Origin of the sequence: Solibacillus sp. FSL W7-1436, from assembly GCF_038007305.1 — a bacterium.
Taxonomy (GTDB): domain Bacteria; phylum Bacillota; class Bacilli; order Bacillales_A; family Planococcaceae; genus Solibacillus.
This window is the reverse complement of record NZ_JBBOWV010000001.1, coordinates 3,753,051-3,769,067: the sequence shown is the minus strand read 5'-3', so window position 1 is coordinate 3,769,067 and position 16,017 is coordinate 3,753,051. Positions and strand designations below refer to the sequence as shown.

The following is a 16,017-nucleotide window of genomic DNA, read 5'->3' as shown; positions in this document are numbered from 1 at the left end:
GAAAGTCCACTACAGGCTTGGCAGTAGGAACTGTTAGCGAAAGACAAGGGTGTCCATGGTGACGTGGAATCTGAAGGAAGTCGGACGCAAACTCTCGAACTGACGAACAGAAATCAGATAAAAGGCTGACTTGGGACGGATGAGCTTGCTAAACAAAGCGAAGTCCAATACTGCCCAAATCCCATACAGTAAATCTGGCAGTTACATGAGAGGAAGGCGGTTGTGCTTACCCGGGGAGGTCTCTTGAGGGTTATTCAATTAACAATTTGTTTAGTGATAAATAGATGAATCAAGAGAAGTCAGCAGAAGCCATAGTAGTCTTCGACCGAAGATGAAGGGCCGAACAATCTTTTAATCTTGAAAGAAACAAGGAGGTGGAGACATCCCGCCAAAACACAGAAAACATCAAGGTATAGACCGAACAGATGGCTACTTATAGAGGGATAAGCTGGAAGCGAAAGAGTACATAAGAGTGTGTAGGGATGTAAACATGGAAATGAAGAAACAAGAAAGTATCAATTTAATTGACAGAGTAACGTCTCATAGAAACCTATGGAACGCATACAAGAAAGTAAAAGGGAATGGTGGAGCACCTGGAATCGATGGTATCACAGTTGATGGACTGAAAGCGCATTTAATAAAATATGAAGAACCATTGAAAAGGAAATTAAAAGATGGTTCCTATCAGCCACAACCAGTGAAGCGGGTAGCTATCCCAAAAGCGGATGGCTCCAAACGATATCTAGGTATACCATGTGTATTAGACCGAGTTGTGCAACAAGCCATTTTACAAGTAATCCATCCAATTATTGATCCACACTTTTCAGACAAAAGTTTTGGCTTTCGAAAAGGTCGAAACCAACACCAGGCAATTGCCCTCGCTAAGAAATATTACGAGGAAGGTTATCGAACAGTGGTGGACTGTGACTTGAAAAGTTACTTCGATACGATTCATCACCAGCGACTACGAGCTTATTTGGAAGAATTCATAACAGATAAAATAGTACTTAAGCTAATATGGAAATTCTTACGCTCAGGCATATTGGACAAGGATATCCTCATTGAAACGACAGAAGGTACACCTCAAGGTGGTCCACTCTCTCCTATTCTAGCAAATGTGTACTTAAACAAGCTAGATAGAGAATTAGAAAAACGAGGACATCGATTCATTCGCTATGCGGATGATTTCGTGATTTATGTGAAGTCGCCAAGAGCAGGTGAACGGGTCATGACAAGTGTGAAGAAATTTATCGAAGATGAACTGGGTCTCACAATCAATGAGAAGAAAAGTAAAGTATGTGGCGCAACAGCAGCTACATTCTTAGGATTTCATCTACAAAATCTGTGGGGAAAGTTGGATACCGACCAATCAAGTCCGCCAAGGAACGGCTAAAAGATAAGCTAAGAACACTGACGAGTCGTAAACGAACAGGGACATTTAGTGAGATTGTGAAAAGAATCAATCAAACAACGGTTGGTTGGATTAACTACTACGGAGTTTCCAATATGAAAACGTTCATCAAAGAAATTCAAGGATGGTTAAACCATCGCTTACGTCAATTAATATGGAAACGGTGGAAGTTACCTCGAACAAAATACGCGAAATTACGCCAATACGGAATTCGACATGATGAAGCGATGAAAACAGCGCATTCAAGAAAAGGGTACTGGCGAATATCACGAAGTGAGGTCTTACACCAAGCCATTCCAAATAAAAGGCTCGTAAAGTGGGGACTGAAAGACCTGTCCCAACTTTACGAGCGAAGATACTCAAAAGATTGAACCGCCGTATACGGAACCGTACGTACGGTGGTGTGAGAGGTCGGCTAGCCAATTAATGGCTAGCCTCCTACTCGATTTATTTTGCGTTCATAATTGGGAAGTAAGCATTCCTAATGCAAATTCTACATTCTGTCATTATATTGTTGCTTGCATCTCGTAATTGATGTCGATATAATGCCTAGTAGAATGATAAAGATTGAGGGGTAAAATTAGATGTTACATCAATTTTCACGAAACGAATTAGCTATTGGAACAGAAGGATTAGAAAAGCTTAAAGAAACGACAGTCGCAATTTTAGGTGTAGGCGGCGTAGGTTCTTTTGCGGCGGAAGCATGTGCACGCAGCGGGATTGGCCGTATCATATTAGTAGATAAAGATAATGTTGATATTACGAATGTTAATCGTCAACTGGTTGCCTATTTATCAACAGTCGGAAAATCAAAATCTGCTGTTATGAAAGAACGGATTGCAGATATTAACCCGGAGTGTGAAGTAATCGACATGCATATGTTTTATACAGAAGAAACATATGAACAGTTTTTCGCGCAGGGAATCGATTATGTCATTGATGCATCCGATACAGTAATATACAAAATCCACATTATGAAAGAATGTCTGAAACGCGATATTCCCATTATTTCAAGTATGGGTGCCGCGAATAAAATGGATCCTACACGTTTCCAAATTGCCGACATTTCAAAAACGCATACAGATCCACTGGCAAAAGTAATTCGTACAAAACTTCGCAAAGAAGGCATTAAAAAAGGTGTAACAGTTGTATTTTCAGATGAATCCCCGATTGTCGTGCGTCCTGACGTAGCACAATATGTAGGAAAGCCTGAAGCTGAAATCCGCAAAGCACAATTACCGCCTTCATCAAATGCATTCGTACCATCTGTTGCCGGCTTAATTGCAGCAAGCTGGGTAATTAATACAATTTTAAAAGATGTCCAAATTAACCGTGTACAAGGATAAGTAGGGACATCTTTAAACAAAGGGTGTGTAAAGGGTGTTTCAAACCTATTTACACATCTTTTTTTATCGGATTTTTGCTATTTGTCGAAAACTAATTTAGAGTGCTTTTTTCGTATATTATTTTAACATGGAAAGGATTAAACAATAACTTCATCTTTCCATCCGTCATTAATTTACGCAATAAGATACATACTTTATTTAGTTATACAAAAATTTCCTAAAGAAGCATAATAATTATGAATAGTGATTCATTTTTTGGTGTAGGTTGTTATTATTGTGATAAAATAATAAATTTGTTTAAGGAAGGGAACTTAAAAATGGTAATTCACCAAATGGAATACCGGGGATTGAATTTACATGATGTAATCGGGTCGGTGGAAATTGCGATTGATGCCGCTTCAAATAAAATCCACATTTATGATACTGAACATATTGTCGAACCTGAATATGATTTTGTAACGAAAAACTACAAGCTAAGTGAAGGTTTCTGGAAAATGGCGGGTATAATAAAAGAAAAGCAACTATTTTTGAACAGTGATGAAAAGAATTTAGATAGATGGATTGAATCATTTAAATGGATTTTTTACAGTTCAGGCCAGTCAATAAAAATTTATTCACAAAGTGTAATGGATGTGTATAAAATCTGCTCTATTGATAATGAGAAGTTATTATATGAAAAATACTTTTCTCGTTTGACAGATGAATCTTTGAATAGCAAATGACATAATATTCTATTAAGAGATTAATTATGGCAAAAATATGGCAGGATTTTAATGATTTTTTCGTTTTTGCAGAAAAATTCCTTTTTTTTGCTATAGTTAATAGCGTATTGATAATATGCATGGGGATGCAAGGAGGACGATAGAATGACAATTGAAATGAAAAATGATTTATTGAATTTGCCGAGTCTACAGTTGAAAATGGATAGAATCGTTTTTGAAAATATCGATACGAAACCAAATTGGTCGAAAGCTTTCGAGCAGCTTGATGAATTATTGCATAAAGTAGCGAATAATTTTAATGATTATGTCGCGAAAAATAACGGGGAATTACCATCAAGCACTACTTATTGGACACTTTATATGGATATTGCTTCAAAGCTTGTATACTTTACAGGTTTAGCGCATGCTAATTTAATAGCAGAAGATGATGCGGATGCACGCGCACATGTAATCAAGCTATATGAATTAAGTGCGAGCTGTATTCCAAACGCGCATACTGAAAGTAATGAGGAATTGCTTTCGGAAATTCAAAAGAGTATTTATCAGTTAAACGATGAAGAAGTTAAACTGACTGTTGCGGACAATGTAGAACAATGTATTAAAGCATTTAAGCAATTTGCAGAGTCATACGAAAAGTAAACTATAAAAGAGTCATTTTCATTAAGTTGAAAATGACTCTTTTTGTGTACTCTGTTAATGCCGCTTATTTCTTAAAAGATTTCAGCTTTTCATATATGGCGGCCATTCTTTTTTCTTCACCTGCAATGACAGGTTTGTAAAATTCTGTTCCTGCTAGTTCATCCGGTAAGTATTGCTGTTGTACCCAGCCGCCGAATGTTCCGATAGGGGAGTCGTGCGGGTATTTATATCCGACATGACCGAGTGTTGCAGCGCCTGCATAATGAGCGTCTTTCAGATGGTTTGGTATATCACCGGTTTTCCCTTCATGAATTGCTGCAATCGCCGCATCCAAAGCTTTATAGGCTGAATTAGATTTGTCCGATAAACACATTTCAACAACAGCTGCCGCGAGGGGAATGCGGGCTTCCGGCAATCCGAGTTTCACGGCTGCTTCTGTTGCTGCCTGCACATGTGCCCCGACACTAGGATTCGCTAGTCCAATATCTTCATAGGCCATGACGAGCAGTCTTCGGCATACCGCAACCAAGTCTCCATTTTCGAGTAGATGCGCCAAATAATATAACGCGGCATTCGGATCACTGCCGCGGACAGACTTTTGAAGAGCCGACAATAAGTTATAGAAATGGGAGCCGCCTTTATCCCCGAAAACCCCGATTCGTTTTGCTAATGCATCGATCGCATTATCATTAACAATGGTTACCCCGTCTTTTTCATCCGAAGCATAATATACCGATTCCAAAAGAGTTAATGCTTTGCGGGCATCGCCATTTGAAGCATTCGCAATATTTTCGATTTGCTGTTCGGTAATAGCGATTTCCAAATTTCCAAGACCGCGTTCTATATCTGACAATGCCTGATTGAGCAACTGGATGATATCATCGCCTGTTAAGCGTTCAAGCTGTAATATTTCCCCGCAGCGTGAACGGATGGCGGGGTTTACATCGTGGAACGGGTTTTCCGTAGTTGCCCCGATTAAGACGATTGAACCGTTTTCCACATGCGGAAGTAATGTATCCTGCTGGAGTTTGTTGAAACGGTGAATTTCATCCAGAAATAACAGGACTTTACCGCTCATTCTTGCATCCATCACGATTTGTTCAATATCTTTCTTTCCGGCATGTGTTGCGTTTAAAGCAAAGAAAGGAAGTTTTGAGCTGCCGGCAATCGCATTTGCAATTGATGTTTTCCCTACTCCGGGAGGTCCGTATAGCAGCATCGAAGGAACATGGCCTTTTTCAATCATTTTAAACAAAGGTGTTGCAGGTCCAATAATATGCTGCTGACCAACAACTTCGCGAATTGTACGAGGTCTCATTTTATAGGCGAGCGGTTCATTTTGCATAATTTTTCGCTCCTTTTCTTTTTTCGTTGAATAAAATGGTTTTGTTAATAATCATAAAGTATTTCCGAGTGGTTTAAAAGGAGTTGTGTTATAATGAATAATATTAAAGGACTAGAAAATAAGAGGTGTAACGATGAAAATATCGACTAAAGGACGTTACGGTTTAACAATTATGATTGAATTGGCAAAGCATTATGGTGAGGGTCCGATTCCGCTTCGACAAATTGCTGCGGATAAAGATTTATCTGAGGCGTATTTAGAGCAGTTAGTGTCACCACTGCGCAATGCCGGTCTTGTAAAAAGTGTGCGCGGCGCATATGGCGGCTATATGCTGGCACATAAGCCAAACGAAATCTCTGCAGCTGATGTCATCCGTGTATTGGAAGGACCGATTCAGCCGGTTGAAGGAATTGAAAATGAAGAAGCGCCACAGCGTGAATTATGGATGCGTATTCGCGATGCAGTAAAAAATGTGTTGGATACAACGACGATCGACGATTTGGCAAAATATACGAATAATGAAGTATCTGACGGCTATATGTTTTACATTTAGTGTTATTTAAAGGAGTTAGTTAGTTTTGAAAAATACAATTTATCTTGATCATGCCGCAACTTCGCCCGTTGCACCGGAAGTAATCGGTGTAATGGCACATGCAATGGCCGAGGAAAGCGGTAATGCATCAAGTATTCACACAGTTGGACGCAGTGCACGTAAAGCACTGGATGACGCTCGGGCAAGTTTGGCAGCTAAAGTAAATGCGAAACCCTCTGAAATTATTTTTACAAGCGGTGGAACCGAAGCCGATAATATGGCCATTTTTGGAACAGCGTATGCGCGCCAAAAAGAAGGAAAGCATATCATTACAACAGCAATCGAACACCATGCCGTTTTACATGCGTGTGAAAAGCTTGAAAAAGAAGGTTTCACGGTAACGTATTTACCCGTTGACAAGTCAGGGCGAATCCGCGCTGACCAGGTGAAAGAGGCTTTACGTGATGATACGATTTTAGTTACGATTATGTATGGTAACAATGAAGTCGGCACAATCCAGCCTATCGCAGAAATTGGCATGATCTTAAAAGACCATACTGCTACGTTCCATACAGATGCTGTCCAGGCATTCGGACTTGAAAAAATGGATGTAGAAGCACTCCATGTTGATTTGTTGAGTGTTTCAGCCCATAAAATTAACGGACCTAAAGGAATTGGCTTTTTATATGCAAAAACAGGAGTCAAATTAACAAATATCCTATATGGCGGCTCTCAGGAGAAAAAACGCCGGGCAGGAACGGAAAATGTCCCGGCGATTATCGCGTTTGCAAAAGCTGCAGACCTGGCAGGACAATCTGCACAAGAGCGTATCAAACAGTATAACGGCTTCAAAAATATTTTAATTGAACAGTTCCAGCAGGCGGGTATTGACTTTCATCTGAATGGCCATCAAACGAGTGTTTTACCGCACGTATTGAATGTCACTTTCCCTGGAACGGATGTTGAATCATTTTTGATCAATTTGGACATGGCAGGTGTACTCGTATCAAGCGGTTCAGCTTGTACGGCAGGTTCGATTGACCCGTCCCATGTACTTGTCGCAATGTATGGACAGAATGCGCCTGAGCTTCGTAGTTCCATTCGCTTCAGTTTTGGGTTAGGATTAACAGATGAGTTAGTACAAGAAGCAGGGAAGCGTACTGCTGAAATTGTAAAACGACTAACTTCGTAAATTTATAAGAAAGACTTCGCGCCTTTTACGCGATTTGTCTAAGAAAAGGTGAATAGTAAATGGTAGAAACAAGAGATCCCTCTCAAATTCGAGTAGTTATTGGAATGAGTGGAGGCGTAGATTCATCTGTAGCCGCGTATTTATTGAAACAGCAGGGCTATGATGTAATCGGTATTTTCATGAAAAACTGGGATGACACGGATGAATTTGGTGTATGTACAGCGACAGAAGATTATGATGATGTAATCGCAGTATGTAACCAGATCGGCATTCCATATTATGCAGTCAACTTTGAAAAACAATATTGGGACAAAGTATTTACGTACTTCCTGGAAGAATATAAAGCAGGACGTACACCGAACCCCGATGTAATGTGCAATAAAGAAATTAAATTTAAAGCCTTCCTGGAGCACGCACTGGCACTTGGCGCGGATTATTTAGCGACTGGACATTATGCACGTGTAGCGCATGACGAAAACGGTGTGAAAATGCTTCGAGGCATTGATAATAATAAAGACCAAACATATTTCCTGAATCAGTTAACTTCGGAACAACTGGAAAAGGTTATGTTCCCGATCGGACATTTACCGAAGCCTGAAGTTCGTAAAATTGCTGAAGAAGCAGGTTTGGCTACAGCGAAGAAAAAAGATTCAACAGGAATCTGTTTCATCGGTGAACGTAATTTTAAAGAGTTTTTAAGCCAGTACCTTCCTGCACAACCAGGTAATATGGAAACATTTGATGGTGAAGTAAAAGGTACGCACGACGGTTTAATGTACTATACATTAGGTCAACGTCATGGATTAGGGATAGGCGGAGATGGTGAACCTTGGTTTGTTGTCGGTAAAGATTTAACACGCAATGTATTGTATGTTGGTCAAGGTTTCCATCACGATGCATTGTATTCGGATGCATTGACTGCGGTAAAAATGAGCTTTACAGGAGAAGCGAGAACGGGCACATTCAACTGCACGGCCAAATTCCGCTACCGTCAGGAAGACTCGCCGGTAACAGTGACAATGCGTGAAGATGGTACAGCATATATTGAATTTGCCGAGCCGGTTCGAGCAATCACACCAGGACAAGCTGTTGTTCTGTATGATGGCGAAGAGTGCCTGGGCGGCGGTACAATCGATGGCGTATTTAAAAACAGCGAAAAGTTAACATATGTAGGGTAATAGACGATAGACGTTCATTTAAAATGAGCGTCTATACATATTTATAGAGGTGAAAGAATGGATACAAACTATAATGAAATCGGTATTAAAGCATTTCAGGAAAAGCGTTATGAAGAAGCTGCGCAAGCTTTTACACAGGCAATTGAATCACAGCCGAATGATGCAATCGGCTATGTAAACTTTGGAACATTGCTTGCCGCAATGGGGGATATCGAACGTGCAGAACGATTTTTCCAAAAGGCGATCACTGTAGATGAAAAAGCTGCTACAGCGTATTATGGATTGGCGAATTTATATTATGAAGCTGAACGCTATACAGAAGCCGCAAAACTTTATCAAAAATCGATCGATTACGGAATCGAAGGGGCAGATGCCTATTACATGCTGGCAAAATCTTTTGAACGCGAAGAGCAATTCAAATTGGCCCTGCCATTTATGCAACGTGCGGCAGAGCTTGCGCCAAAAGATCTGCAAATTCGTTTATCATACGGCATTTTACTTTGTTCGTTGGAGATGTTCGATTTTGCAAAGCCGGAGCTGGAATTCGTTATTGAAGAAGACTGGAATAATGCGGATGCGCATTATAATTTAGGTGTATTATATGCGGTAGCTACAACAGATACCGAAAAAGCCAAATATCATTTGAAACAAGCTTATACACTGCAGCCTGAATTTGATCAGGCAAAGTATTTATATGATATGATTTGCCAGCGATCGAACTAATTTAATAGATGAAAATGTGAAGTGATGTGCTGAAAAGAGAATTTTCAACCATCACTTTTTTTAATAAAATGATAATTCAAAAACAGTAAGTTTATGATATGATGGATGAAACTGACAATTATTTGAGGTGAGATATGCAGCATGCACGCTAAAATAGATAAAGCAGATTGTATGTTTTTAATTTCAGATGAGACAATGTGAGGAGTCTTACCAACGTTCAGTCATCATTTTTGATATTTGGTATTTATTATCTACTGAAGAAATCGATCGTATTTCCAATCCGGAAAATACGATGATTTATCCAATTCGAAAATTCTTACTGGATAAAATTAAAACCTTTCAAATAAAACGCTATATTCAGCTTGCTTTGTATGAAAACGAAAAGCTGGCGTTCATTTGTGCAATTTATGTTTATTTAAAGCAGGAGCAGTTCCTAAAAGAAAAGTTAGCAGAAAATGAGGAAATGGCAGTGAATTTTCAGGCCTTGAAAAACTTCGGCGGTAAAAGTTTACGACCATATTTTGATGCAAAATATATTGAGGTTGAAAATTACCCGCAACAGCTCGCTTTATTGCAAAGTACAATATTAAAAGAATTGCAGGAAATTGTGATCGAGTTCGAACAGTCTCTTCATAACCTGTATGAACAGGCAATTACTGAGGCCAGTGAGATTTATGAAGCGGTATTTGGATTAATCAATGACTGGGGTGGACGAGTAACATGAAAATTTCAAACCAGATTGAACATCTGCGAAATCTCTTCAACGAATTGCGATATATGGAAGTGATCCAGTTCGGCACGATAACATTGCCGATTACACTCGAAGAAAAAAGGTATGCGGAAGCCCTCCTATGCTATGAATATTTGGCATCGGCATATTTTGAAATAGGAAGCTATCAAAATTTTCATGCGATCATGGATGATTATGAAAAGCTTTGTTTAACATATGGCAAAGATGATAATAAGATGGTTTATTACTACTTGTACAGTCTTGAACATATCTTTACAAAACATCCTGATCAATCGATAGAAGCAGCAAAAAAATCGCTTAAATATGCGCATCTTCTGCAAAACGAAGAGCTTATAATCATTAATTACTGCAATTTGGCGGCACAGTACCGGTATATAAAAGAACCGGAAAATGCACAAATCGCTATAAAATTGGCGGAATATTATAAGCAGAAAATCCCTGCTGTCAGTGCAACGATCGTCAGAGGTTATTTAGGAGCGCTCTATTATTACGCATCAACGAACAGTGACATGGAATTCAACCGGATAAAGCAAGATATTTTGCAGCATCTGGAAGGGAAAGCTCCTTATTATGCCGGGAATATACTGTTTGCGGAAGCGATTTTGAACTATAGGGCCGGCTATGGGGATGAAAGTCTGGGAATGTTTGAACAGGCGTTTTTTCAATTGGAGAAACAGCAGAACTTTGTATTATTGTCCGTAGTTGAAAGGTACCTTCAACGTTTTGGGCTAATCGGGAAGTTTCGTTATAAAAAGGAACTGCAGCAGCTGATCGATAGGCATAAAAGTGAGCCGAACAATGTTCGAAAATTACGTAACATACATGCCGACTTTTTTTTCGAAGAGGAAACTACCGTGCTTTCGGTTAAATTCCCGCATGTCGTAACAAAAGAAAGTACCATCGAGTTTGTGGAACATGCGCTTATGAACAATGAGTCGATTTACTGTATTCACTGGAGCTTTATTACAGATAAAATTGAAGAACTGTTCGGCACCTTATTTACCGAGCAGATGTTATTCACATTATTTGAGTCGATTTATTCGAATATTTTCGAGTACGAGGCAAAGGTTAATGTATTATCGAGAAATGCCGGAGAAGCGATTATAAAAAATGTTTCCGAAAATGATTTTTTCAAGTTGTTAATAAAGCTGGAGGAAAAACTTCGGACAACTGCTGTTCATTCGACATCAGGAGTAGTAGAAATTCCGATTCATTTTGGATTTATCCATTCAGATCAATTGAAGAAAGAAGAAGTATCGTATGAACAATTGGCAGCCTTTGCTGATGCAAGTCTGTACTATGCAAAATCACACGGACAACTTTATATTTACAGTTAATTTAAAATAGTTTGTAAAAATCAGGCTAAAACGATACAATAGCAAGTATAGTAAAAGCGATGATGAAAAAAGAGTAGTAAAGCGGCGTTTTTATAGAGAGCTGACGGTTGGTGGAAGTCAGTAAACGTACTTTATGAATGGATTTTCTAGCTGCGCAGAGGAAATGCTGTGCCGTAGCGCTCACGTTACGAGTTTTGAGTGGACTAAATGAATTTCATTTAGTCAATAAAGGTGGCACCACGGCTCTTTCGTCCTTTAAAAGCGAAAGAGCCTTTTTGTGTTCACAAAAAGAAAAGCTGAGGAGAGATGAGCATGGCAGTAAAGACAGACAAATATGTAATGAAGCAGGTCAATGGCGATACGTATACGCCAATTTCAATTTTTGAATCAATCATCGGCACGAAAAAAGTATTATTCGAATCCAATGCAAAATTTAAGCAAAACGGACGCTATTCCTTCATCGCCTTTAATCCGGTAGGTGAGCTGAAAGGGGATGCGGAAACCGCTTCTTATTCTATCTATAATGAGGAGCTGACAACAGAACAGAAACCGGTATTAACTTTGTTGAAAGAGCTCTTGCCACTTCAAAAGGAAGACGCTCCGTTTGCTTTTTTTGGCGGGGCAATCGGTTATTTTGGCTATGAAACAGCCTATCATTTTGAACAAATCGGGGAAATTGTAGGCGACGTATACAATATGCCGGATGTTCATGTTTATTTTTACGAAACGTTTATCGTCATCGATCATCTGTTACAGCAAGTATCCATTGTGGCGATGGATCTGTTTCAGGCAGGTTATACGATGGAGTTGATGCAGCAAAAAGTGGATGATATCGAACAAATGATAATGTCATCTTTAACTTATGAGCATACACAGGAAATCGATGTCCAGTTCGCGCCGACTATTAAAAAAGAGCGCTTTATTGAAATGGTTGAAACTGCAAAACAGCATATACGCAAAGGTGATATTTTCCAAGTAGTTTTATCCCAAACGTTTGAAGCGGATTTCCGTGAAAATCCTTTGACGCTCTACCGGAAATTACGGACATCAAATGCTTCTCCGTATATGTTCTTTATGGAATTCGGGGACTATACGGTACTTGGCACATCACCGGAAAGTCTTGTAAAAGTTCAAAAAGGGCTTGTAACTACAAATCCGATCGCCGGAACGAAGCCGCGTGGACAAAATATACAAGAAGATGAAGCGATCGCGAATGCATTGCTGCAGGACGAAAAGGAAATTGCCGAGCATAAAATGCTTGTTGATTTGGGACGTAATGATGTTGGCCGTGTTGCGCAGATCGGAACAGTAGCCGTTACAAAGTATATGGAAATCGAAAAGTATAAATATGTAATGCATATTGTTTCCGAGGTGACAGGAAAACTGCGGGACGATGCCCACTTAGTCGATGTAATCGCATCAAGCCTGCCAGCCGGTACGGTATCGGGTGCGCCGAAAATTCGTGCGATGCAGATCATAAATGAGCTGGAACAGAGAAAGCGCGGAATTTATGCCGGTGCGATTGGTTATTTATCGGCATCAGGGGATATGGATTTAGCACTTGCGATCCGTACAATGGTCATTAAAGACGAGAAAGCGTATGTTCAGGCGGGTGCAGGGATTGTTTATGATTCCGTCCCTGAAATGGAATATGAAGAAACGTTAAATAAAGCGAAAGCATTGCTGGAGGTGCGCAAATGATTTTACTTATCGATAATTATGATTCATTTACGTATAATCTGTATCATCAAATCGCCCAGTTTGGGGAAGACGTAAAAATTGTCCGGAATGATGCGATGACGGTTGAGGAAATCCGTACATTGCATCCGAAAGCAATTGTTATTTCTCCGGGACCCGGGGAACCGAAAGATGCAGGAATTGTCATTGAAATGATCCGACAGCTTTATACAGAGATTCCGATATTGGGAATCTGCCTCGGTCACCAGTCGATTGGGGAAGCATTCGGTGCAACGGTGAGCCGTGCCCCAAATATTATGCATGGAAAAACGAGCTTACTTAAATATGAAAAAACAGGTCTGTTTGCAAATTTCGATGGGGAAGTAGAAGTGATGCGCTATCATTCGCTTATTATTGAAAAGCAAACATTGCATGAAGATTTCCAAGTTGTTGCTACAAGCGCAGATGATGGGGAAATTATGGCTATTCAACATAAACAACATCCGGTATATGGGCTGCAGTTTCATCCCGAGTCCATCGGAACAGAACTCGGTACATCCATGATCAGCGAGTTTTTAAAAAAGGTGGAGGTATTGGCATGATACCGAAAGATAAGCATGACATTGCAGCAGTGCAAAAACTGAAAACTGCGGATGCAGAAGCGGTCATTCCTTTACTGCCGAAGCTGCTTGAATGGGTGCAGGATATGAACTGGCCAGTCGCGGAGCCAATGGTTGAGCTGCTGCTTCACTATCCAAATGAGCTGACGCCACTTGTTGACGAAGTGCTGCGCGGGGATGATGATATGTGGGTTTACTGGTGTCTTGTTTCGATAGTACCGAAGCTGCCGTTTTATTCGAAACTCGTATTGGCAGAGGCTGTCGAACAAATTGCCGCAATGGAGAAAACACCATTCAATGAAGATAATATTGAAGCCGCCCAGGAAGCCTTACTAAGTTTTCAGCCATAACAGATTCGCCTAATCATACATTGGTTAGGCGTTTTTTTAATAAATTTCAAAAAAATGCGTCCAAACTGAATTTATTTCCGTCTATAGGGGGAAAGGAGGACGGCCAGTGGAAATTGAGAAATTAATTGATACATACAGTGATTATTTATACCGCATCGCCTTTATATATACGAAGGATCGTTTAACCGCTGAAGAAGTAGTCCAGGACGTATTTATCAACTACTATCATAAATCAGAACAATTTGAACAGAAAGCATCGATTAAAACTTATTTAGTGAAGATGACGATTAACCGCAGCTACGATTATTTGCGTAGCTGGAAAAACAGGAAACTCGTATTTACCCAGTTTTTTCAGCAACAGGAAAAAGACGTGGAACAGATTTATGCAGAGAAAGAATTACAAGGGGAAGTAACCGCCGCTGTACTTACATTACCGGTAAAAGATCGGGAAGTATTATTGCTTTATTATTATGAGGAAATGACAGTGTTTGAAATCGCCGAGCTATTAGAATTGGCGGTATCGACTGTTAAATCGCGTTTGCAGCGTGCAAGAGCGAAATTAAAGCCTAAATTAAGCATGGGGGTGATGGAGGATGATTAAGGAGAAGTGGCAGCAAGAGTTAAGTAAAATGCAATTAACGGAACAGCAGAAGATAAATATAAAGCAAACTGTCGATCGTTCCAAACGCCCGAAACAACAACCGAATTGGTCCTTTGTAATTGCCCCGATTTTTGTTTTTACAGCAGTATTTTTCCTGTATTTGTTCACTAATGACGGGACTATAGCGCCTCCTAACCAGGCATCGAGCCCGGTAGTCGAAAACTATGAACGAGAGCAATTAGCCGAAGTTATAAGAAGAGGCAAGCATGTGGCCATCATTAGTTTATTGCTGATTATCAACGGGATTTTCACTACAATTGTTTTCTTTACAATGAAGAGATGGCAAAACCCGACAATACGTAAACTCCGTAAAGCAGTCTATAAATTGCGCTATTTGCTGATCATTGTCTCACCATTTATCGTCTATGCAATCGGAAGTCTAATTCATTTATTTGAAGTGGATATTAAGTGGTTGAAACTTGTTATTTTCATGCTTTTCATTATTTTGCAAATCGTAATTTTACTTTATTTTGCCCGCAATACAACAGGAGAGGTATGCTGTCCGCATTGTCGCCATTCCTATTCAAAAAAAGCGCAAATATCAATGGTTTGTAAATTGAAAATGGAACTGCGGTGTCCAAAGTGTAATGAAAAACTGTTTTATTCTAAAAAGTATCGACAAATAATCGGTATATTAACGATGCTGACATCACCAACGATTATTTTCTCTTCATATTTTGGTTTACCGACATTTCTAACCATTCTATGTCTGGTTTTTTATGTACTGTCTATATTTATTGGAGTGATGCCATTGTATTTGGAGCTTACAGATGAAGAGGATAATTTATATTAACAAGAGCAGCCGAATTTAATCTTCGGCTGCTCTCTTCTATTATAAAAATATAATTTAAAGTAATTTTGCAATATCTTTTTCTGCTTTTGTCGGTGAATCCTGTGGGGCATAACGTTTAATAACGTTGCCATCACGGTCGACTAAAAATTTTGTGAAATTCCATTTAACCGACTGTCCTAAAAGACCTTTAGCTTCAGAAGATAAATGTTTGAATAAAGGATGAGCTTCTGAACCGTTTACTTTCACCATTTCATGCATCGGGAACGTTACACCATAATCCAGGCGGCAGAACTCTGCAGCTTCTTCGCCGGAAGACAACTCCTGTTTAAATTGATCAGAAGGGAAACCGAGTACGACAAATCCTTCCTCTTTGTATTTATCGTATAATTCTTCCAGCTCTGTAAACTGGTTTGTAAATCCGCACTTGCTTGCCGTATTAACAATCATCATTACTTGGCCTTTGTACCGGTCTAATTCATATTGCTCGCCTTTTTCTGTCTTAACAGGAATATCATAAATATTCATGCTTTCGTTCCTCCTCGAAACTACTAATATAATTGTTTGTACTTTTATCGTACGGAAAAAAAGCCCCTATGTAAAACAATCGGCACCAATTAAAAATGAAAATAAAACTCGAATATTGTCGAAAAAATGTCGGCACCGGAACTTATCCATTCAAATATGACATGTGTCACTGTGCCATTACTTTGTTTGCGCTTACATTCTTGGGAGACATAAAA

At 39.5% G+C, this 16,017-nt stretch carries 18 protein-coding genes and 1 other annotated feature; of the genes, 16 read left to right on the top strand and 2 right to left on the bottom strand.

Going from position 1 to position 16,017, the window contains the following annotated elements:
- Positions 1-496 precede the first annotated feature (496 nt).
- The 5 genes from ltrA to MKX73_RS18705 all read left to right on the top strand — a co-directional run bounded on the left by ltrA (position 497) and on the right by MKX73_RS18705 (position 4,118).
- Positions 497-1,393, top strand: coding sequence for a group II intron reverse transcriptase/maturase (gene ltrA, locus MKX73_RS18725; RefSeq protein ID WP_340718113.1), 897 nt, complete (start codon positions 497-499; stop codon positions 1,391-1,393).
- Positions 1,297-1,782: a group II intron maturase-specific domain-containing protein gene (locus tag MKX73_RS18720; protein WP_340718114.1), complete on the top strand. Its 486-nt coding sequence runs from the start codon at positions 1,297-1,299 to the stop codon at positions 1,780-1,782. Before ltrA ends, MKX73_RS18720 begins: the two co-directional genes overlap by 97 nt.
- A 213-nt stretch (positions 1,783-1,995) precedes the next feature.
- Positions 1,996-2,757: a tRNA threonylcarbamoyladenosine dehydratase gene (locus MKX73_RS18715; RefSeq protein ID WP_340718756.1), complete on the top strand. Its 762-nt coding sequence runs from the start codon at positions 1,996-1,998 to the stop codon at positions 2,755-2,757.
- Between the two features lie 317 nt (positions 2,758-3,074).
- Entirely contained in the window at positions 3,075-3,479 is a 405-nt protein-coding gene (locus tag MKX73_RS18710; protein ID WP_340718755.1) for an aminopeptidase, read from the top strand.
- A gap of 144 nt (positions 3,480-3,623) precedes the next feature.
- A complete protein-coding gene (locus MKX73_RS18705; RefSeq protein ID WP_340718754.1) occupies positions 3,624-4,118 on the top strand; it encodes a GTPase in 495 nt (164 codons plus the stop codon).
- A gap of 64 nt (positions 4,119-4,182) precedes the next feature.
- On the opposite strand, the gene MKX73_RS18700 is transcribed toward MKX73_RS18705, so the two are convergent.
- Complete coding sequence (locus MKX73_RS18700) at positions 4,183-5,463, bottom strand: replication-associated recombination protein A (protein ID WP_340718753.1); 1,281 nt, start codon at positions 5,461-5,463, stop codon at positions 4,183-4,185.
- Positions 5,464-5,596: 133 nt separating this feature from the next.
- On the opposite strand from MKX73_RS18700, the gene cymR reads away from it, so the two are divergent.
- The 11 genes from cymR to MKX73_RS18645 all read left to right on the top strand — a co-directional run bounded on the left by cymR (position 5,597) and on the right by MKX73_RS18645 (position 15,277).
- The gene (gene cymR / locus MKX73_RS18695; protein WP_008408540.1) at positions 5,597-6,016 is read left to right on the top strand and encodes a cysteine metabolism transcriptional regulator CymR; all 420 of its coding nucleotides are present in this window, start codon (positions 5,597-5,599) and stop codon (positions 6,014-6,016) included.
- Positions 6,017-6,041: 25 nt separating this feature from the next.
- Positions 6,042-7,187, top strand: coding sequence for a cysteine desulfurase family protein (locus tag MKX73_RS18690; protein ID WP_340718752.1), 1,146 nt, complete (start codon positions 6,042-6,044; stop codon positions 7,185-7,187).
- A gap of 59 nt (positions 7,188-7,246) precedes the next feature.
- Positions 7,247-8,365, top strand: coding sequence for a tRNA 2-thiouridine(34) synthase MnmA (mnmA, locus tag MKX73_RS18685; protein ID WP_340718751.1), 1,119 nt, complete (start codon positions 7,247-7,249; stop codon positions 8,363-8,365).
- A 57-nt stretch (positions 8,366-8,422) separates the two neighbouring features.
- On the top strand, positions 8,423-9,088 hold the full coding sequence (locus MKX73_RS18680) for a tetratricopeptide repeat protein (RefSeq protein ID WP_340718750.1): 666 nt from the start codon (positions 8,423-8,425) through the stop codon (positions 9,086-9,088).
- A 187-nt stretch (positions 9,089-9,275) separates the two neighbouring features.
- On the top strand, positions 9,276-9,812 hold the full coding sequence (locus MKX73_RS18675) for an ATPase (protein WP_340718749.1): 537 nt from the start codon (positions 9,276-9,278) through the stop codon (positions 9,810-9,812).
- Positions 9,809-11,176 carry a hypothetical protein gene (locus MKX73_RS18670; protein ID WP_340718748.1) on the top strand — a complete coding sequence of 456 codons (1,368 nt, stop codon included), beginning with the start codon at positions 9,809-9,811 and terminating at the stop codon, positions 11,174-11,176. The genes MKX73_RS18675 and MKX73_RS18670 overlap by 4 nt, the downstream gene beginning before the upstream one ends.
- A 50-nt stretch (positions 11,177-11,226) precedes the next feature.
- Positions 11,227-11,435, top strand: a binding site (T-box leader).
- Positions 11,436-11,488: 53 nt separating this feature from the next.
- Positions 11,489-12,877, top strand: coding sequence for an anthranilate synthase component I (gene trpE, locus MKX73_RS18665; RefSeq protein ID WP_340718747.1), 1,389 nt, complete (start codon positions 11,489-11,491; stop codon positions 12,875-12,877).
- Positions 12,874-13,455 (top strand): anthranilate synthase component II, encoded by a 582-nt coding sequence (locus MKX73_RS18660; protein WP_340718746.1) that lies wholly within the window; start codon positions 12,874-12,876, stop codon positions 13,453-13,455. The genes trpE and MKX73_RS18660 overlap by 4 nt, the downstream gene beginning before the upstream one ends.
- Positions 13,452-13,823 carry a DUF5071 domain-containing protein gene (locus tag MKX73_RS18655; protein ID WP_340718745.1) on the top strand — a complete coding sequence of 124 codons (372 nt, stop codon included), beginning with the start codon at positions 13,452-13,454 and terminating at the stop codon, positions 13,821-13,823. The genes MKX73_RS18660 and MKX73_RS18655 overlap by 4 nt, the downstream gene beginning before the upstream one ends.
- Before the next feature lie 106 nt (positions 13,824-13,929).
- Positions 13,930-14,424 carry an RNA polymerase sigma factor gene (locus tag MKX73_RS18650; protein ID WP_340718744.1) on the top strand — a complete coding sequence of 165 codons (495 nt, stop codon included), beginning with the start codon at positions 13,930-13,932 and terminating at the stop codon, positions 14,422-14,424.
- The gene (locus MKX73_RS18645) at positions 14,417-15,277 is read left to right on the top strand and encodes a TIGR04104 family putative zinc finger protein (RefSeq protein WP_340718743.1); all 861 of its coding nucleotides are present in this window, start codon (positions 14,417-14,419) and stop codon (positions 15,275-15,277) included. Before MKX73_RS18650 ends, MKX73_RS18645 begins: the two co-directional genes overlap by 8 nt.
- Positions 15,278-15,331: 54 nt before the next feature.
- On the opposite strand, the gene MKX73_RS18640 is transcribed toward MKX73_RS18645, so the two are convergent.
- Positions 15,332-15,802 (bottom strand): glutathione peroxidase, encoded by a 471-nt coding sequence (locus tag MKX73_RS18640; protein ID WP_340718742.1) that lies wholly within the window; start codon positions 15,800-15,802, stop codon positions 15,332-15,334.
- Positions 15,803-16,017 lie beyond the last annotated feature (215 nt).